Here is an 18,514-nt window from a genome sequence, read left to right on the forward strand (position 1 = left end):
CCACGCCTGCCCAACGGCGTGGCCTTCAACGCGGAGAGTTTTCCTCATGTGCCAGAACTGCCTGGTCAAGACCATTCATAGCGTCAACAGCCATTTTGGCTGGGACAACCGCTTCGAACCGACCGCGTGGGTAACGCCGGGCTCGATGCTTGAATTCTGCTGCCTTGATTCGTCCAACGGCTTCATTACGCCCAACTCGCAGGCGAGCGATCTGAGCAAGCTGGCGTTCGACAAGATCAACCCGGTTACCGGGCCGATTTTCGTCGAAGGGGCTGAGCCGGGAGATGTGCTCAAAATCACCCTCGACAGCTTCAAGCCCAGCGGCTTTGGCTGGTCGGCGATCATTCCGGGCTTCGGCCTGCTGGCCGACCAGTTCAAGGACCCAACCCTGGCCCTGTGGCATTACGACAAGGTCAACCTGGCCCCTGCGGCGTTCAGTGATTTTGCCCGTGTGCCGCTCAAGCCCTTCGCTGGCACCATCGGCCTGGCCCCGGCGCAGGCAGGGTTGCACTCGGTGGTTCCACCACGCCGGGTCGGCGGCAATCTGGACATCCGGGATCTGTCCGCCGGCACCACGTTGTACTTGCCGGTGGAAGTCAGTGGCGCATTGCTGTCGATCGGTGACACCCACGCGGCACAAGGTGATGGAGAGGTGTGTGGCGCCGCGATTGAAAGCGCCATGGACGTGGTGGTGAAACTCGACCTGATCAAGGACACCCCGCTGGCAACCCCGCGCTTCAGCACACCTGGCCCGGTCACACGCCACCTCGACGCTGCCGGCTACGAAGCGTTCACCGGGATCGGCCCGGATCTGATGCAAGCGGCGCGTCAAGCCGTGAGCAATACCATCGACTGGCTGTGCCGTGAACACGGTATGCCGGCAGAGCAGGCCTACATGTTGTGTTCGGTGTGCGGCGATCTGCGTATCAGTGAGATTGTCGACCTGCCCAACTGGGTGGTTTCGTTCTACTTCCCGAAAGTCGTGTTTGCCTAATGCGTTTTCATTGCGAGTGGCTCGATGTCAGCCGCTTCAATCGTGAGGAGCTTTGATGAGTAACGGGATCTCCCAGCCGATTCTGTCGGTGCAGCATTTATCCATTGATGTCGGCCTGGGGGCCACGCCCCGGCGGGTGGTCGATAACCTTAATTTCGAACTGTATCCGGGGCAGACGCTGTGTATCGCCGGAGAGTCCGGTAGCGGAAAATCACTGTCGTCGCTGGCGATCATGGGGCTGTTGCCCAAGGCGGTGCGGGTGGCGGAGGGCGCGATCAGGTTTGCCGAGCGCGACCTGGTCGGGATGCCAGAGCGCGAACTTCAGCAGTTGCGCGGCAAACAGATTGGCATGATTTTCCAGGAACCGATGACTTCGCTGAATCCGCTAATGACCGTTGGCCAGCAGTTGGAGGAAACACTGCTGCGCCACGAACCGTTGGGGCGTCAGGCCTTACGTCTGCGGGTCAAGGAAATGCTGGCGTCGGTGCGCATGCCGCAGGTCGAAAAACGTTTGCAGCAGTACCCCCATGAACTATCCGGTGGCATGCGCCAGCGCGTGATGATCGCGATGGCCATGCTTTGCCGGCCCAAGGTGCTGATCGCTGACGAGCCGACCACAGCGCTTGACGTCACTATCCAGGCGCAGATTCTGGAACTGATGCGCGAGTTGCAGCAGGTGTATGGCACCAGCTTGCTGATGATCACTCACGACATGGGCGTGGTCGCGGAGATGGCCGACCAAGTGGTCGTCATGAATCATGGCCGTACCGAAGAACAGGCACCGGTGCGTCAACTGTTTACCCAGCCGCAGGCAGACTACACGCGCAAATTGCTCGCAGCCGTTCCGGTGTTGGGTACCGTCGGCCAACCGGATGACATCAGCCAGCAACCGGTGGTTTTGCAGGTGCGCGATTTGTCCGTACGTTTTCCCGTGCGCACGGGCTGGTTTGAGGAGGAGCGGCAAGTGCATGCGGTCGAGGGCGTCAACTTCGAGTTGCGCCAGGGCGAAACGCTGGGGCTGGTTGGGGAGAGCGGCTGCGGCAAGTCCAGTACGGGCAAGGCCCTGATGAACATGCAGGCTTATCAGGGTAGCGTGAAGTTGTTCGGCAAAGAACTCAACGGCCTGCAAGGCATCGACCTTCAAGCGGTGCGGCGGGATATCCAGATGGTGTTTCAGGACCCTTTTACGGCCTTGAACCCACGCAAGAACATCCTGGAGCTGGTGGGCGAGCCGCTGTTGATTCACCACCAGTTGCCCCTGGCGCAACGCCACGAGCGGGTCGCTGAGCTGCTGCGCCAGGTCGACATGCCAGCCGACACGATGTATCGCTACCCTCACCAGTTCTCCGGTGGCCAACGCCAGCGCATCTGTATCGCAAGGGCGCTGGCACTCAACCCGAAAGTCATCATCGCCGACGAATCCGTCTCGGCTCTCGATGTTTCGGTTCAGGCCCAGGTGCTGGAGTTGCTTGAGCATTTGCGAGAGGTGCATCGGCTCAGCTACTTGTTCATCTCCCATGACATGGCGGTGGTCGAGCGAATTTGTCATCGTGTGGCCGTTATGTACGGCGGTCAGATTGTCGAGATTGGCCGCCGCGATCAGGTCCTGAACAATCCTCAGCATCCCTACACCAAGCGCCTGCTTAGCGCCGTACCGATGCCGGACGTTGATCGCAAGCGTGATTTCAAGGCGCTGTTGCATGAATTCGAGCAACCAAGTCCGATCAAGCCGAAGAGCTTTGAAGCGCCGGCGCAGAAGTTTCAGAACTTGGGGAACGAGCACTGGGTAGCGGTAGGCTAAGTGCCCTGATTTTAGATTTCAGAGCTATCCATGCTCCGAGCCTATGCGTGTTGAACTGAAACTTTCGCGAAACCGGTCAACGTTGAGAAGATCAAGATCATCGGTGTCACTTCGTTATGCCAATGTGGTGCTGGAAAATGTCTATGGGGGCGGGGGCAGTCCATTTTGAAGGCGCTCAGGGCGGGGCAGTTTGTTTGACGAGACAGCGCGGCAGGTCGTCCTGCCGCGCTGTGCTTTTGCGAGTCCTGCTACTTAAGCGAAGGCCTGTGGCAACTGCCATCGAGCAAGGCATCCACCACCGCCCGGGCCATCTCCACCGAATGCACCAGGGACCAGATCAGGCCGCGCTCGATGCCGCTGCCGCACTCGGTGATTTCATCGGAAACCTCTTCGGCGCTTTTCAGCAGTAGGGAAACGTGGAGCAGGGCTTCTTCGGCGTTGATGCCGCCGCGTACTGAGAACAGAGAGTCGCGACTTACTGGGGTGCTGATGGTTTTTTTCAGTGACTGGATCAGAGGTACATCGGCAGGCTGAAGTGACAGTTTCTGCCGGATCTGCTGATTGGCCAGATCGTGTTCGGGGTTTCTGCCGCGCTGGGCAGCAGTGAGGGGCGGATCGGGGACGAGCTTTTTCATGGCGTAACTCCTAGTACAGAGATAGGAGCCTTCACCGTCGCTGCTAAACGATAGGGTGGCGGCCGTTCGCAGGTTAGCAGACCGGTGACTAGGACCCCGGCGCACCCGAAGGTGCCCTGCGCACGGCCGCCATAAAACGGAGCCAAAAAAGCGCCATGTAATGGGGGCGCCATGCGCCTAGTTACACGTCGAGCTGCTAAACCCGGTCACTGAATGTGCAGTGACGGATCGAGGCTAGCCAGGGTGAGGGGGTAGGCGCAAGCGGCTAGGAGTTTCTAGGAAAGTTCGCACAATAGAAAGAGACTTAACGCCGCTTTGGGGGAACGAAGGCGCGGTCTGTGAGTGCGGTGAGGGGGCGGTTGACGATGGTGACGGAACGTTAAGGCCAGAAACAACAAAGCCCGCACAAGGCGGGCTTTGTTGGTGCTTCGTTTTGTTTACTCAAAACCGGGCAAGCTGAGCATGCCGCCTGTTGTGCGTTTGCCAAAGCCGCTGGGCGTAAGGATTTTGTGCTTCTTCATCTCTGCGAGTACCGCCAACCATTCAGTTTTGCCAAAGCGCAGCTTGGTGTCGTTCCAGCTATGCATGACTTCGTCCACGATGGCGTCATCGGATACCGGGCGGCCTTCGAGAATAAAATCGTTCCAGGCGGCATAGAGCGTCACAGTCATTTCGCAGCGATCCGTATCCCATTCGCGCATTAGCTCGATGACCTGCTCAATGGTGGCGCGCTCAGCGACTGACCAGCAGTTGCTATACGCTTGCCGATGCTTCCCTGCTTGGGAAAGCGGGCGGTAAGCATGGCCAACAGTCTCGCGTTCGATGCGCTCATACCACTGATGGTTTTGCATCTCGCCTTCGACTTTATTCATCAGCTGGCGATCATGGGGGCCAGCGGCGTCTCGCAGGTAGTCACCTTGGATAGTGGCGAGCCTGGCCGCGTGTTCGGCTAAGTAAATCACCTTCTGCAGCTTGCGCTGGCCGAAGGTGCGTTGGCTATGCAACTGATGAGTGATTTCGGTGGCGAGCAAAGTGCGTGCAATTAGCCGATCCGGAACAAATAGCACTCGCTGGCGATCCTCGGTGAGGACACGCTCGACCAAGGCGCTAGCCAACTGTTTGTTCAGTTGGCGGGCCTGATTCAGATAAGACTTTAGATGGTCACAGAGGTCCGTCAGTTGGTCGACTTTAGCGACGATGCGGTGCATTTCATTAGCCGGCGGTAAGGGAACGCACAGTAACCCAAGAGTCTCTAAATTTATGTTTTTCTGAGCGGTTGATGGTGCAAACTCCTCAAGACGTGACTTTGCAGTGCGTAGGAAGAACTCAAAATAACGAACGTCTAGGTCGGAAAAATCAGGGGTGAAACCCACAACGCTGTCTGGAAAGCAGGCGTCAAAACCGAGAACGGCACTGTCGCCAATATTCGCCGCGATAGTGATGCACATGGTACCGGCAGGCCACAAGCGACTTTGCTCAACACCTTTAGCGTTGTACATAGCGCTGTATGTTTTAACTATTCCGTTGGCCCGAGCGACATCGCCTGTTTGAATTAAAGGAATATTCCCCCCCTTATACAGAGAGGGATCGTTTCGAGGTCGATGCCTCGACTTGCCGCGGGCGAGCTCACCCACTGCTGGTAAAGTTACCCATGTCCAATTGCTCGGTAGATCAAAAGGCTTTTCTACCTCGGAAATATCCGCGATAGGTTTCTGCTTTTTTTCCCGATTGTTTAAGCGGTTATTCGAAATGCGTTCAAGCAGCTTGCTGGCCGGCTCATCGCTTTGATCTTGCGGTACCAGTTTTCCCATCACGGCCAGTTGCAGCACCGTTTGTTTGAGGGCATCGATGCTGGATTCGGTGGTGAACAGGGTGTGGAAATGTTCGGCCAGGCGCTGCCAGTTGGTGGCGAAATCGGTAGCGTCGCTAGCTTGGGTCAGGCTGTCGAGCAGCGCCTGCACCAGTTGGGTGTGGGCGCTTTCGGCGTCGGCCTGCTGGGCTTCCAGGCGGTCGCAAAGGGCCATCAATTCATCGACTTTGGCGACGATGCGGTGTTGTTCGGCGAGCGGCGGGAAAGGTATTAGGAACTGGGCCAGTTTCCCAATGCTGAGACCTTCACGCGAAACGCCGACCTGCACATCCATTACGGTCTGCTGGACCAGTTGCGAGACCAGCACCACATGAAGGAACGGCTGAGTGTCGCTTGAAACTGGCCGAATAATAGTTACGTGCTGACTAACGTTACCCGTATCAAAGTCAGAAGGAACTGTGGCACAGCGCCCAATGGACGCGCCTGTGATATTGAAAAGCAGGTCACCTGCTTCAACATGTGTTCCCGACATTTTTTGATGTGTTGCTTCAGGTATGAAAGCAACGTCATGAAGGCGAAGTCCTTCATTCCAAACGTTCTGAGATCGAAGAAATTTGATTCCGTCAGCCACGTAAGCCTGTTTCCCACCTAATGGAGTGCTTCCGGCTCCAATTTTCTTAAGCAGGGAATCAAGCCGTACCCACTCCCAGCGAGTGGGTATGACAAAAGGCTTTTCCTCTTCCGTAATCTCCGCCAGCGCCTTCTGCTTCTTAATCTTTCCTTCAGCCACCAACCTCGCCTTTCCCTCGGCAATCCGCTTTAGCAACTCACTGGCCGGTTCATCGCTGGGATCTTGCGGCACCAACTTGCCACGCACCGCCAGTTCCAGAATCAGCTCGCGCAACTTCTTGATGCCATTGGGCGCACCGGCCAGCAGTGGCAGATTGTCGGTGAGCAACGCCGTCATACCTTGCGCTCCAGGGCTTCGGCCAGCACGGCTTTAAGCTGGTCACGCAGGTCGCTGATTTCGCCCTGCAGGCTGGCATAGTTGCGCAGCAGTTCGTCTGGGTCGTGGCTGACTTGTTCGCCGATATGCGGGTTTTTGCAGTCGAGGTTCCAGTTGCGCGCTTGCAGTTCTTCGAGGCTGACCTTCCAGGCAAACTCGCCTTCCACCCGTGCGGCAAAGCCATCGGCCTCGCTGCCCCACCAGGCTTCTTCAACTGCGAACTCTTCGAGGCGCATGGGGCGGGTCTTGGAATAGTTCTTAACGCCGGCTGGGTACTGGTGTTCGTAAAACCACACCTGTTTGGTTGGCGCGCCTTTGGTGAAGAACAGCAGGTTGGTTTTGATGCCGGTGTAGGGGTTGAAAACGCCGTTGGGCAGGCGAACGATGGTGTGCAGGTTGCACTCGGTCAGCAGCTTTTCCTTAATGCGGCTTTTGATGCCTTCGCCAAACAGGAAGCCATCGGGCAGCACCACGGCGGCGCGGCCGCCGTCCTTGAGCAGCTGCATGATCAGCACCAGGAACAAATCGGCGGTTTCTCGGGTGCGGAAGGCGGCGGGGAAGTTGGTTTCGATGCCGTCTTCTTCCATGCCGCCGAATGGCGGGTTGGCGACGATGCAGTGCACGCGCTCGCTGGGGCCCCAGCTGATCAGCGGTTTGCTCAGGGTATTGTCATGGCGGATCTGGCTGGGCACCTCAATGCCGTGCAGGATCATATTGGTGGTAGCTAACAGGTGCGGCAGCGGCTTTTTTTCCACGCCGAAGATGCTGGCCTGCAGGGTGCGTTCGTCTTCAGCGGTTTTTACGTAACGGCTGCGCTTGTGCTCGATGGCGCAGGTGAGGAAGCCGCCTGTACCGCAGGCCGGGTCCATGACCTTTTCGTCCAGCTTGGGATCGACCATGCGCACCATAAAATCGGTGACCGGGCGCGGGGTGTAAAACTCGCCCGCATTGCCGGCGTTTTGCAGGTCGCGCAGCAGTTGCTCGTAGAGGTTGCCGAACTCGTGGCGTTCCTGAGCTTTGTTGAAGTCCACGCCTTCCTGAATCTTGTTGATCACCTGGCGCAGCAGTTGGCCAGATTTCATGTAGTTGTAGGCGTCTTCAAACACGCTGCGCACCACAAAGGCGGATGGCGTGTTGCTGTACTCGTGCAGGTTCTGCAGCTGCGGGAAAAGGTTGTTGTCGATAAAATCCTTCAGCGCATCGCCGGTCATGCCTTCCGGGTCGGCCGCCCAGGTGCGCCAGCGACAACTGTCGGGGATAGGCGATTTGTAGTTGTCGTCCATCAACTCCCATTCCATCTCACGGTCATCGAAGATCTTGAGGAACAGTAGCCAGACCAGTTGGCCAATGCGCTGGGCGTCGCCGTCGACTCCGACGTCTTTGCGCATGATGTCCTGGATGGATTTGATGGTGGAGCTAATGGACATGAAAAACCTTATTCGGTGAGGGGCTCTGCAGGCGAGCCTTCAAAGTAGCTGTCGTCAACTTCCAATAGGGAAAGCTTTTTCTGTTTAATGCCGACGCCGTGCTTGATCAGCAGCTCAATGAGCTTGTCGCCGTCGATCAGGGTGATGGGGGCGGCTCCGGGGAAGAGCGCCACATCCTTGCAACCTTTAGCAAAGCCACCAATGGTGATGATGGTTCCACGCAAGGCACCATGCAGCGGCAGGGCTCCGCGCAACTGGTCTAGCACCGGGCGAGTAATGTTGGCTTTGTGGCGTTTGACTTGAACCACTTCCTTGATTTCGGTGATACCGAACTGGAAGTTGGCGATGACATCGACCCCTTTGTCGCCGCTCTGTTTAGTGACCTGGACATTTTCGTAATCCATGGCCTCCAACAAGTCCTTGATCAATTCCTCGAAGCGATACGGATCAAGGCATTCCAGGCGCTCTCTCAATGCAGTGGTTTGCGCGGCATTGTAATCCTTGATGGCGCTGAAAACATTATGATGAGCCTGCAACTGCGGGCTCGCACTCTGCGGCGCGGCATAGTCCAACCCGGCGCTGGTGATGTTGTATGTATTGCCTTCACGGCTGACGTAGCCGCGAGCCGTCAGGTTGAGCAAGCGTTGGCGAAGGGTGGCGTTGATGCTCGAGGGTGTTTTGTAATTAGAGTTTTCCAGCAGAAATTCGGTCCACTCTTCCAGCAGGTCGGCGCGTTTGCCTGGCGAATGGGCGGCGAGAATGGCTAGCAGTTGCGGCACTCCTTCGGCTTCATCCAGCTCTCGCAGCAGGGCTGGGGCGCAGGCGATGAAATCGTTGCCACGCTGCTCCAGCCTGTATTGCCCTGCCGCATTGAGGCTCAGAAGTTGGTAGGTGTTGATAAACAGATAGGCCCCGTAGATGTGCCGGGGGTTTACGGTGTGCTGGCTTTCATCCCAGATCCGTTGAGCCAGTTGGCGGTCGGTGCCGTTTAGCCGTTCGGGTATCCAGAGGCTCGGTTGGCTCCAGTCGACGGTGTTCTGTGGCGTGCCCGTCTGCTCGTCAACGGCCTTGATCAGACTGCGCACCTGATCCTTGCTGATACCGTCAAAAATATGCAGTAGTGCCGCAACCTCCGCATATAAAGGAAATAGCGGTGTGCGCACCAAGGGCTGACGTGCTCCTGTCATGGGTTAACTCCTAAATAATTCGCCTCAGGCGCTATACAGCTCGCCTTCCAGTTCATGGATAGCCTTGTTGTAACCGGCCTTGCCGCCAAAAGCCTTGACCAGTTCGATGGGCGCACCGATTTGGCTGAAGGGGTCGAGCTGAAGGATTTTTATGTCTTCGATATGCTCGATGCCGGTATCGGCATATTTATCCAGCAATGCCTCCAGCACTTGGCGGGCTGCACCGGAATACTTGGCGAAGTAGTTGCGCTTTTTCACCTGCTCGGCGCGCTCTTTACGCGACAGCGGCGGTTGGTCGAAGGCGACGTGGCAGATCAGGTCGAATGGATCGAGGGTTTTGCCCTGTTTCTTTTCCACTTCCTCGGCCAGGGCTTCCCACATCACGCCCTGGGCAGCCATTTCGTCGATGATGGCTTTCTTCTGCTCGGCATCACTCCAGCGGCGCAGGAAGTCATCCAGCGAGGCGAACTGCTTCTGTACGCAGGTGCGGGTGTAGTCGTGCAGCGATTCAGTGATCAGCCGGCCGTCCGGACCGTAATACTGCACACGCTCGGCGATGACATAAATCGGGACGTTGTCGATGACATACTTGATGCGTTTTTTGCCCTCATCTTCGCCGGTGAAATCCAGGTCATCACCCTCGTTATCATTGCCTGCACTTATGCCATCTTCATCGGCAAGCGGGTCATCCGGTGGTACGGGGGAGTCATCGCCTTCTGGGGCGTAGATCACTACTGGGTCTCCATCGAAGGCCGGGTCGGCAAACAGCTCGGTAGCCTTTTTGAAGTCCATGATGGTGAACCAAAATTTGCCGTAGTCCTCGTTGATGCGAGTACCGCGGCCAATGATTTGTTTGAACTCGGTCATCGACTTGATGTGTTGGTCGAGCACGATCAGCTTGCAGGTCTGGGCATCGACGCCGGTGGTCATTAGTTTGCTGGTGGTGGCGATGACTGGGTAACGCTCTTCCGGGTTGATGAAGTTATCCAGCTCGGCTTTTCCCTCTTGGTCATCGCCGGTGATGCGCATGACGTACTTGCGGTTCTCGGCCATTCGCTCAGGGTTTAGGTTGACCAGTGCTTGGCGCATACGCTCTGCGTGGTTGATATCGTCGCAGAAGACGATGGTTTTCTGGAATGGATCGGTGGCCTTGAGGAATTCGGTAACCTTCTGCGCCACCAGCTGGGTGCGTGCCTCGATGACCAGGGTGCGGTCCATGTCCTTGAGGTTGTAGATACGGTCTTCGATCAGCTCGCCATTCTTGTCGAGCATGCCTTTGGGCGGACGCCAGCCTTGCAGGTCTTTGTCGAAATCGATGCGCACCACTTTGTAGGGAGCAAGAAAGCCGTCTTCGATACCTTGCTTCAAGGTGTAGCTGTAAATCGGTTCGCCGAAGTAGGTGATGCTGGACACCTCTTTGGTTTCCTTCGGCGTGGCGGTGAGACCGACATGGGTGGCGCTGGAGAAGTAGTCGAGGATTTCACGCCAGGCGGAATCCTCGGCGGCGCTGCCACGGTGGCATTCGTCGATCACGATCAGGTCGAAGAAGTCGCGGGAGAACTGTTTGTAGACATTCATCTCTTCATCAGTGCCGGTGACAGCCTGATAGAGCGACAGGTAGATCTCGTAGGAGGTATCGATCTGGCGTTTGGCGATTTTGGTCATCGCTTGGCCGAAAGGCTTGAAGTCGTTGTTCTTGGTCTGGTCGACCAGGATGTTGCGATCAGCGAGGAACAGGATGCGTTTCTTCTGTTTCGATTTCCACAGCCGCCAGATGATCTGGAAGGCTGTGTAGGTCTTGCCGGTGCCCGTAGCCATCACCAGCAGGATACGGTCTTGGCCGCGCGCCACAGCCTCGACGGTGCGGTTGATGGCATTCATCTGGTAGTAGCGCGGCATGCGCCCGGAGCCGTCGTCGTAGTAGGGCGATTCGATCTTGTGCTGGGCGGTGTTATCCAGCCCCTTCCATTGGCAGTAGCGCTGCCAGAGTTCGGTGGGGCTGGGGAATTGGTCGAGGGTGAGTTCGGTTTCTACTTGGCTGCCTGTGCCACTGCGGTCATGGAATAGGAAACCGTCGCCATTGCTGGAGAACACGAACGGTACGTCCAGTGCTTCCGCGTAGCCGAGAGCTTGCTGCATGCCGGAGCCAACGGAGTGCTTATTGTCCTTTGCCTCGATCACAGCGATGGGCAGGTTGGCTTGGTGGTAGAGGATGAAGTCTGCGCGGCGAGCTTCACCACGGCTGTGAAGTTTGCCTCGGACGATAATGCGGCCTTTGGTAAAGCTGACTTCCTCGCGCACTTGCTTGTGCATGTCCCATCCAGCTTGCTGAACGGCTGGAGCGATGTACTTGCTGCAGATGTCCCGCTCGGAAAGCGACTTTTTGTCCATAAACCCCAATTCCCTTTCAAACCGGCCTGGTCGCTCCATTCCGGCACAGATGATCGTGCTTGAAGGGCGCAAATGTACCTTGTTTGATGCTGGCACGGGAGAAGATCAGATTTTGGTGGTCGACGCTGTAGGAAAAGGTGACGCCATAACAGCGGGCGTACTTCTTGTTGTTCCGAAAGCTCTTTTACCTTGGATTGTGGCCTGGCGTTGGCTCTCGACGCGGTCGATCCTGCCTGTAAGCAATCAGATTGAATAAGCGAGGTTTTGGGAACGTGATGGGAGCTTTGAAATACCCAAATGGCCAAAACTCACCATTCTTCTAAGGACGACAATCGCGCTGAAGCCTTTGATTTCACTGAGCTTCAGGCACAAAAAAAGACGTCCATGGACGTCTTTTCTTGTTGAGTTGGTGGAGCCGGGGGGATTTGAACCCCCGTCCGCCAGTACTCCGCTGTCGGTACTACATGCTTAGCCGTGTCTATTGAGTTAACCCTCAGCGACCCGACGGGCAGGGTGCTTTGGGCGAGTTGTGTAAGTTTTAGCCGCTTCGTCCACAACGTACTGCACGGCGATTCTGTTCTATATGACAATCATTTTGGGTTTACAGACATCCCCTGATGATTGCTGGACCCGAAGGTACCAGGGGGGAAGGGCTAAGGCTGCTTACGCAGCGAGAGCGTAATCCCCGTAGGTTTCGTCATTGGCAACTATAGGAAGTTGCAACAGTGGATTTACGAGTTCTGTTACCAACTCGGCATGCACCTAAAGTTTCGCAACCGGCGTCGAATCCTAAACGGCCCCGAACCTGTTGTGCATTACCAACAGGTGGACGGATTCTACGCTAACCGAGGCCAGAAGGCCAACCCGAAGGTTGGCCCAATGCATCGGCCTACTGATCGCCCTTGGTGTTGTTCTGCAATTGCTGGATCGCCTGGGTGGTCAGGGAGATGCAGTTCTTGGTGCCTTCCTCGGTGCCTTTGGCGTGTTCGGCGGTGGCTTGCTGGACCTTGGCGTCGATGTCGCTGCTCAGGTCCGAGCTCATGACTTCGGTACTGACTTTGGCATCCTTGATCTTTTGCAGGTTGATCTGGCACAGGTCTTCTTGCCCGGCGGCAAACACCGGGGAGGCCAGCATCGCGGCGGTGATGAACAGTCCAGCCAGTGCGGAACGCTTCATGGTTGTCTCCTTGATCGCAGGGGCTCGGTGCCTCCGGTTAACGGGGCAGGCTGCCGAGTGGGGCTAAGCCCTTTTTTGCGGGCCTAGAAAATGGACTCTAGCCGCGCGCCGGGGTTCTGTTTTTTTTTGCGATGAAATGGAAAAGCCATGGGCGCCTTCCGCCAGGCACAAAAAAGGGGCGAAAACGCCCCTTGGTTGCCCGGTTCGATGGCTCAGACCGCCTTGGCCCGAGTCACCCGATCCACCAGGTAGACCAGCCCGTGATAGTCGATCCCGCCATGCTGGCTGAGGCCGATTTCACAGGTGCGGCTGGTAGAGATGCCTTCGCTGCAATACTGCACCGCGTCCTTGAGGCTGCGCAGGGAGTGGGCATTGAGTTCCGGGGTGGTGAAACCCTTGTCGCCGGCGAAACCACAGCAATGGATGCCTTCAGGGATCACTACGTTGTTGCTGCAACGCCGGGCCAGTTCGATCAGCGCCTGGCTCTCGCCCAGGTGCTGGGTGCTGCAGGTGACGTGCACCGCGATCGGCGCTTCCTGCGGCGTGAACTCCAGGCGCTCCAGCAGGTGGGTGCGGATGAAGCGCACCGGGTCGTAGAGGTCCAGGCGCACGTCCCCCAGGTCCTGCACCAAGCGCAGGGTGCAAGGGCTGGTGTCGCAGTAGATCGGGTCGAGGCCGCCCCGGCTGGCGTGGAGCAGGGCGCCGATCAGTTCCTGGCGCTTGTCCTCGGCCTGGGTGGCGTAGCCCTTGGACGCGAACGGCTGGCCGCAGCACAGGTTGTCCAGGTTGTCCGGCAGCACTACTTGATAACCGGCCTTCTCCAGCAGGCCGCGGGTTTTCTCGTAGAGCGAGCTTTGCTCCTTGTCGCCCGCCGCTGGCCCCATGACCCGGGACACACAGGCTGCCAGGTACACCACCCGCGGGCGCGAATCGCTCACTGCCGGGCTGAAGCGGATGGCCTTTTCCGGCTGTGGCATGGCGCTGCTCCACTGCGGCACCTGGCCCTTGGACAGTCGCGTCAGGCTCGCCGACAACTTGCTCAGGCGCGGCGCGCCCAGGAGCATGCGCGCGCCGTTGGCCACGTGCAGGGTGAAGCGGGCGCCCTGCAAGGTGGTGGCGAAGTGTGAGCCGAGCCAGTCGGCGGTGCCGTTATGGGTGGCGTGTTCACTGCGCAGTTTCTTCACCAGCTCGCCGGTGTTGATGCCCACTGGGCAGCGCTGGGCGCACAGCCCGGTGGCGGCGCAGGTGTCGATGCCCTGGTACTGATAGGCCGCTTCCAGTTCCGTGGTATCGATGCCGGCCCGTTTGCGTGCCTGGATATCACGCCAGATGACGATGCGCTGGCGCGGGCTCAGGGTCAGCCCCTTGGACGGGCACACCGGCTCGCAGAAGCCGCATTCGATGCACTTATCCACAATCTCGTCGGCCGCCGGCAGTGGCTTGAGGTGCTTGAGGTGGATCTGCGGGTCTTCGCTGAGCACCACGTCCGGGTTGAGGATGCCGTTGGGGTCCAGCAGGCGCTTGAGCTGCCACATCAGCTGGTAGGCATCGCTGCCCCATTCCAGCTCGACGAAGGGTGCCATGTTGCGCCCGGTGCCGTGCTCGGCCTTCAGCGAACCGCCGAATTCCACCGCCACCAGTTGCGCCACGTCGTCCATGAACGCCTGGTAGCGATTCACTTCCTCGCTGCTGTTGAAGCCCTGGGTGAAGACGAAGTGCAGGTTGCCCTCCAGGGCGTGGCCGAACAGGATCGCTTCGTCGTAGTGGTGCTTGTCGAACAGCTCGATCAGGCGGTTGACGCCGATGGCCAGCTGTTCCACGGGGAAGGTCACGTCTTCGATGATCACTGTGGTGCCGGTCTTGCGCACCGCGCCCACCGCCGGGAACGTGTCCTTGCGGATCGCCCAGAGCTTGGCGTTTTCCTGCGGGTCTTCAGTGAAGTCCACCTGCTTTTCCACCGGGAAGGCGGCCAGGGAATTCATGATCTGCGCCAGTTGCTCGTGCAGCAGTGATGAGGACGCGGCGCGGGACTCGATCAGCAGCGCGCAAGCGTTGGCCGAGAGTTGCTGGACGAAGGCCGGCATGCCGGGCTTGTCCTGCACCGAGCGCAGGCTGCGGCGGTCCAGCAGTTCCACCGCCGACACCGGCTGGCTCTTGAGCACGGTCACCGCGTTGCAGCAGGTGTCCACATCGGGAAAGACGATCAGCGCCGACGCCTTGTTCGGGTGGTCGATCACCGTGTCGTAGGTCACTGCGCTGATAAAGCCCAGGGTACCTTCGGAGCCCACCAGCAGGTGGCTGAGGATATCCAGCGGCTCGTCGAAATCCACCAGGGCATTGAGGGACAGGCCGGTGGTGTTTTTCAGCCGGTATTTGTGGCGGATCTTCGCTGCCAGCTCGCTGTTGGCGCGGGTGCTGCGGCCCAGCTCGGCCAGGCGCTCCAGCAGCGGACCATGGCTGGCGCGGAAGGCGGCGATGCTGGCCTCATCCTCGGTATCCAGACGCGTGCCATCGGCCAGTACCAGGCGAATGCCGGCCAGGGTGTGATAGGTGTTCTGCGCGGTACCGCAGCACATACCGCTGGCATTGTTGGCGACGATGCCACCGATCTTGCAGGCGTTGATCGAGGCCGGATCGGGGCCGATCTTGCGCCCGAAAGGGGCCAGCCAGGCGTTGGCCTGGGCGCCGATCACTCCGGGTTGCAGGCGGATCTGCGTACCCTGGTGGCGAATCTCCTTGCCGTTCCAGTTATCCCCCAGAACGATCAGCACCGAGTCGCTGATGGCTTGCCCGGAAAGGCTGGTGCCCGCCGCGCGGAAGGTCACCGGTACTCGGTCGCGCTGGGCCAGCTGGAGCAGGGTCACCACTTCATCTTCGGATTCGACGCGGATCACCAGCTTGGGGATCAGTCGATAGAAGCTGGCGTCGGTGCCGAAGGCCAGGGTCGAGAGCGGGTCGTCGAAGCGCCGCTCCTGGGGGATCAGTTGCTGGGCATCACGCAGAAAAGCGGCCGGTAGGCTCATTGGTCCTCCAGGATCAGCACCACCAGGTCTTTCGGGCCGTGGGCGCCGTAAGCCAGGACTTGCTCGATATCAGCGGTCTTCGATGGGCCGGACACCAGCAGCGCGTTGGTCGGCATGCCGGCGGCCCAGTTCATCTGTTGCTGCACCTGATAGAAGTTGTCGCGGATCTCGCTGGCCTTGAGCAGGGCGAAATGCACCGGCGGCACCAGGCTCATCAGCCGCGGCTCTTCCCGGGTCGGCCAGAGGATCAGGCTGCCGGTGGCGGCGATCGCGCCCAGGGTGGTAGTGAGGCTGGCCGGGGTGTCGTTGAACAGCTCGGCTTTCCATTCTTCCACCGGGCGGTCGTAGGCCTTGAGCGTCGGCAGTTGCGGCCGCTCGGCCCAGTACTGGGTGACCCGCTGGCCGTGGGGCGTGCTCGGGGCGATCAGCAGACTGGGCAACTGGCGTTCCTGCAGCAGGCGGGCCAGCAGCTCCGGCCAGTCGGCGGCGGTGCTCAGGTGGATTTCGGTGTGCACCGCTTCCATCTGTTTGCGCAGTTGCGGGATGCGTTGTTCCGCGCTGTAGGTGTAAGGCTCGGTGACCAGCGCCTCGTCGAAGTTATCCACAATCGGCGTGGTGCCGCTCAGGCTGTTGCGCAGCTTGGCGAGGATGTTGTGTTTTGCGCTCATCAGCGGTCTCCCTGCTTGTCCAGGTGCTCACGGGCCAGATCATGCAGCGACCGGGCGGCGGGTTTTGGCGCGCTGTGGTTCTGCGTCCAGGGGCCGACCTTGCTCGGGGTGAGGGCGCGCAGTCGGGTGGCGGCCAGGGTGAACAGGCGATACAGGGTCGGCGAGCTATTGAGGCGGGCCCAGGCGTTCCAGATGAAACGTTCCTTGCGCGAGTACTTGCTGCCCTGGCCGCGCATCACTTGATGCGGGCTGTCCGGGGCCTTGACGTTTTCTTCCCGCAGTCGGCGCAGCAGCGCCGGGATCGGGATCTTCACTGGGCAGACTTCGCCACAGGCGCCGCACAGTGACGAGGCGCTGGGGTGATCCGGCACCTTGGCCAGGCCCACCATGTGCGGGGTGATGATCTTGCCGATCGGCCCCGGGTAGACCTCGCCGTAGGTGTGGCCGCCGACCCGGGTGTAGACCGGGCAGTGGTTCATGCAGGCGCCGCAACGGATGCAGTTCAGGGTCTGGCGCAGTTCGCTGTCGGCAAACGCCTGGCTGCGGCCGTTGTCCAGCAGCACCAAGTGCACTTCCTGGGGGCCGTCCAACTCATGCTCTTTGCGCGGGCCGGAGATCATGTTGACGTAGGTGGTGATGGGCTGGCCCAGGGCCGAGCGGGTCAGCAGCGAAAGCAGCGGCACCACGTCCCGCAGGTTCTCGACGACTTTCTCGATCCCGGTGACGGCGATGTGCACTGGCGGCACGGTGGTGGACATGCGCCCGTTGCCTTCGTTTTCCACCAGTAGCAGGGTGCCGGTCTCGGCCACGGCAAAATTGACGCCGGAGACGCCGATATCGGCTTCGAAGAATTTCTGCCGCAAGACCTTGCGACCGATCTGAATGAGTTGGTCAACGTCCTTGGTGTACTCCACGCCGAGTTTGTCGTGGAACAAGGACGCGACCTGACCGGCATTCTTGTGGATCGCCGGCATAATGATGTGTGAAGGCTTCTCGTGGTCGAGCTGGACGATGAACTCGCCCATGTCCGACTCAAGGCATTCAATGCCTTGTTCAGCGAGGACATGGTTCATTTCCATCTCTTCGCTGACCATCGATTTGCCCTTGATCACTTGCCGCGCCTCGTGAGCGCGGATGATCGAGAGGACGATGCCATTGGCCTCGTCCACCGTTTCCGCCCAGTGCACTGTCACACCGTTGCGGGTCAGGTTCTGTTCCAGGCGCTCGAGCAGGTCGGGCAGCTTGGATAACGCCCGGGCGCGAATCGCATTGCCCAGGGCGCGCAGGTGTTCTCTTTCGTGGGCATCGCTGAACGAGGCCGCACGCTTGGCCATGAGTGAATCCATGGCGCTGCGAAAGTTGTTTCGCAGCTGTTGGTCACCCAGGGCTTGGTGGGCCCGGGTGCGAAAATCGTCCGCCAGCGTCGTGGTCGGAATCAGCTCTGGGGTGCTCATTGCGCACCTCCAGTACGTTGCCAGAGGAAGCTCGCCAGGTGTTGGCCGCGCAATGCCTCTTGTTGTTTCTCCAGGGCGCCGTTGATGTTCATCAGGCAGCCGCAATCGGCACTCAGTACCTGGTGGGCGCCGGATTCTTTCAGCGCCCGGGTCTTGTCCGCGACCATGGCGCCGGAGATGTCCGGCATTCGGACGCTGAAAGTCCCGCCAAAGCCACAGCATTCGCTTTCGTGGCTGTGTTCTACCCGTTCCACGTTGCTCAGCTGTGACAGCAACTCACGGCCGTGCAGGTGGGTGTTCATTTCCCGGCGTGCCGAGCAGGAGGTGTGCAAGGCCACCTTGACCGGAGCGCCGCTGTCCTTGAGCTGCACCTTGCACACGTGCAGGAGGAACTCGGCCAGTTCAAAGGTGCGGGCAGCCAAGGCCTGCACCTGTTTCAGCGTTTCGGGCTCGTCCTTGAACAAGTCCGCGTAATGCTCGCGCAGCATGCCTGCGCAGGAACCCGACGGCACCACCACCGGATAGTCGCCGGCAAACAGCGCCAGTTGCGAGCGGGCCACGGTGCGCGCCTGTTCGGTGTAACCCGAGGTGTAGGCCGGTTGTCCGCAGCAGCTTTGCCCTTGCGGGTACTCCACGCGAATGCCTTCGCGCTCCAGCAGGTGAATCGCGTCCATCCCGGCTTCGGGATAGAACAGGTCGACCACGCAGGTGCCGAACAGGTAGACCCGCGCCGGCTTCGCGCTGGGGTACTGCCGGGGTTCGGCTAGCGGCGGTGCGACACGGGTCGCATTGGGCACCGCGTTGTAGAAAAGCTCGCTCATCAGGCGTGTCTCCGGGTGGTCCCGGTTATTCGTCCGTCGCGGCGGCTGAAAGATAAACCAGCAAGCTTTCAGCAGCCTTGCAGACCGGGTGGTGAATGACTGACGCCGCGGGTGAGGGCG

At 59.2% G+C, this 18,514-nt stretch carries 12 protein-coding genes and 1 other RNA gene; 2 read left to right on the forward strand and 11 right to left on the reverse strand.

Annotated elements, in window-relative coordinates; translation table 11 throughout:
• Nucleotides 1–46: 46 nt before the first annotated feature.
• Both BLX41_RS27165 and BLX41_RS27170 read left to right on the forward strand, forming a co-directional pair.
• A complete protein-coding gene (locus BLX41_RS27165; RefSeq protein WP_123727394.1) occupies nucleotides 47–994 on the forward strand; it encodes an acetamidase/formamidase family protein in 948 nt (315 codons plus the stop codon).
• A 55-nt stretch (nucleotides 995–1,049) separates the two neighbouring features.
• Entirely contained in the window at nucleotides 1,050–2,795 is a 1,746-nt protein-coding gene (locus tag BLX41_RS27170) for an ABC transporter ATP-binding protein (RefSeq protein WP_123727395.1), read from the forward strand.
• Nucleotides 2,796–3,043: 248 nt separating this feature from the next.
• Here the strand turns inward: BLX41_RS27170 and BLX41_RS27175 are convergent, their stop codons facing one another.
• The 11 genes from BLX41_RS27175 to BLX41_RS27225 all read right to left on the reverse strand — a co-directional run bounded on the left by BLX41_RS27175 (nucleotide 3,044) and on the right by BLX41_RS27225 (nucleotide 18,394).
• Complete coding sequence (locus tag BLX41_RS27175; RefSeq protein WP_123727396.1) at nucleotides 3,044–3,430, reverse strand: DUF6124 family protein; 387 nt, start codon at nucleotides 3,428–3,430, stop codon at nucleotides 3,044–3,046.
• Nucleotides 3,431–3,867: 437 nt separating this feature from the next.
• On the reverse strand, nucleotides 3,868–6,207 hold the full coding sequence (locus BLX41_RS27180) for a restriction endonuclease subunit S (protein WP_123727397.1): 2,340 nt from the start codon (nucleotides 6,205–6,207) through the stop codon (nucleotides 3,868–3,870).
• The gene (locus BLX41_RS27185; RefSeq protein ID WP_123727398.1) at nucleotides 6,204–7,673 is read right to left on the reverse strand and encodes a type I restriction-modification system subunit M; all 1,470 of its coding nucleotides are present in this window, start codon (nucleotides 7,671–7,673) and stop codon (nucleotides 6,204–6,206) included. Before BLX41_RS27185 ends, BLX41_RS27180 begins: the two co-directional genes overlap by 4 nt.
• Before the next feature lie 8 nt (nucleotides 7,674–7,681).
• Nucleotides 7,682–8,860, reverse strand: a complete 1,179-nt coding sequence (locus BLX41_RS27190) for a restriction endonuclease (protein WP_123727399.1) — start codon at nucleotides 8,858–8,860, stop codon at nucleotides 7,682–7,684.
• A 24-nt stretch (nucleotides 8,861–8,884) separates the two neighbouring features.
• Entirely contained in the window at nucleotides 8,885–11,251 is a 2,367-nt protein-coding gene (hsdR, locus tag BLX41_RS27195; protein WP_123727400.1) for an EcoAI/FtnUII family type I restriction enzme subunit R, read from the reverse strand.
• Nucleotides 11,252–11,658: 407 nt separating this feature from the next.
• Nucleotides 11,659–12,052: a transfer-messenger RNA gene (gene ssrA, locus BLX41_RS27200) on the reverse strand.
• Nucleotides 12,053–12,140: 88 nt separating this feature from the next.
• Complete coding sequence (locus tag BLX41_RS27205; protein WP_041115918.1) at nucleotides 12,141–12,428, reverse strand: hypothetical protein; 288 nt, start codon at nucleotides 12,426–12,428, stop codon at nucleotides 12,141–12,143.
• Nucleotides 12,429–12,640: 212 nt separating this feature from the next.
• Nucleotides 12,641–15,451 (reverse strand): FAD-binding and (Fe-S)-binding domain-containing protein, encoded by a 2,811-nt coding sequence (locus BLX41_RS27210; RefSeq protein WP_123727401.1) that lies wholly within the window; start codon nucleotides 15,449–15,451, stop codon nucleotides 12,641–12,643.
• A complete protein-coding gene (locus tag BLX41_RS27215; protein ID WP_123727402.1) occupies nucleotides 15,448–16,119 on the reverse strand; it encodes a LutC/YkgG family protein in 672 nt (223 codons plus the stop codon). Before BLX41_RS27215 ends, BLX41_RS27210 begins: the two co-directional genes overlap by 4 nt.
• Nucleotides 16,119–17,573: a LutB/LldF family L-lactate oxidation iron-sulfur protein gene (locus BLX41_RS27220; RefSeq protein WP_123727403.1), complete on the reverse strand. Its 1,455-nt coding sequence runs from the start codon at nucleotides 17,571–17,573 to the stop codon at nucleotides 16,119–16,121. The genes BLX41_RS27215 and BLX41_RS27220 overlap by 1 nt, the downstream gene beginning before the upstream one ends.
• The gene (locus tag BLX41_RS27225) at nucleotides 17,570–18,394 is read right to left on the reverse strand and encodes a (Fe-S)-binding protein (RefSeq protein ID WP_123727404.1); all 825 of its coding nucleotides are present in this window, start codon (nucleotides 18,392–18,394) and stop codon (nucleotides 17,570–17,572) included. Before BLX41_RS27225 ends, BLX41_RS27220 begins: the two co-directional genes overlap by 4 nt.
• Between the last annotated feature and the right edge of the window lie 120 nt (nucleotides 18,395–18,514).

The organism is Pseudomonas protegens (assembly GCF_003732485.1).
GTDB classification, from domain to species: Bacteria; Pseudomonadota; Gammaproteobacteria; order Pseudomonadales; family Pseudomonadaceae; genus Aquipseudomonas; species Aquipseudomonas protegens_B.

What these genes read in the sequence shown, in the direction of transcription:
- BLX41_RS27220 (WP_123727403.1), bottom strand. Translation starts at nt 17,573, where the DNA reads ATGAGCACCCCAGAGCTGATTCCGACCACGACGCTGGCGGACGATTTT.
- hsdR (WP_123727400.1), bottom strand. Translation starts at nt 11,251, where the DNA reads ATGGACAAAAAGTCGCTTTCCGAGCGGGACATCTGCAGCAAGTACATC.
- BLX41_RS27180 (WP_123727397.1), bottom strand. Translation starts at nt 6,207, where the DNA reads ATGACGGCGTTGCTCACCGACAATCTGCCACTGCTGGCCGGTGCGCCC.
- BLX41_RS27170 (WP_123727395.1), top strand. Translation starts at nt 1,050, where the DNA reads ATGAGTAACGGGATCTCCCAGCCGATTCTGTCGGTGCAGCATTTATCC.
- BLX41_RS27190 (WP_123727399.1), bottom strand. Translation starts at nt 8,860, where the DNA reads ATGACAGGAGCACGTCAGCCCTTGGTGCGCACACCGCTATTTCCTTTA.
- BLX41_RS27185 (WP_123727398.1), bottom strand. Translation starts at nt 7,673, where the DNA reads ATGTCCATTAGCTCCACCATCAAATCCATCCAGGACATCATGCGCAAA.
- BLX41_RS27175 (WP_123727396.1), bottom strand. Translation starts at nt 3,430, where the DNA reads ATGAAAAAGCTCGTCCCCGATCCGCCCCTCACTGCTGCCCAGCGCGGC.
- BLX41_RS27165 (WP_123727394.1), top strand. Translation starts at nt 47, where the DNA reads ATGTGCCAGAACTGCCTGGTCAAGACCATTCATAGCGTCAACAGCCAT.
- BLX41_RS27210 (WP_123727401.1), bottom strand. Translation starts at nt 15,451, where the DNA reads ATGAGCCTACCGGCCGCTTTTCTGCGTGATGCCCAGCAACTGATCCCC.
- BLX41_RS27215 (WP_123727402.1), bottom strand. Translation starts at nt 16,119, where the DNA reads ATGAGCGCAAAACACAACATCCTCGCCAAGCTGCGCAACAGCCTGAGC.
- BLX41_RS27225 (WP_123727404.1), bottom strand. Translation starts at nt 18,394, where the DNA reads ATGAGCGAGCTTTTCTACAACGCGGTGCCCAATGCGACCCGTGTCGCA.
- BLX41_RS27205 (WP_041115918.1), bottom strand. Translation starts at nt 12,428, where the DNA reads ATGAAGCGTTCCGCACTGGCTGGACTGTTCATCACCGCCGCGATGCTG.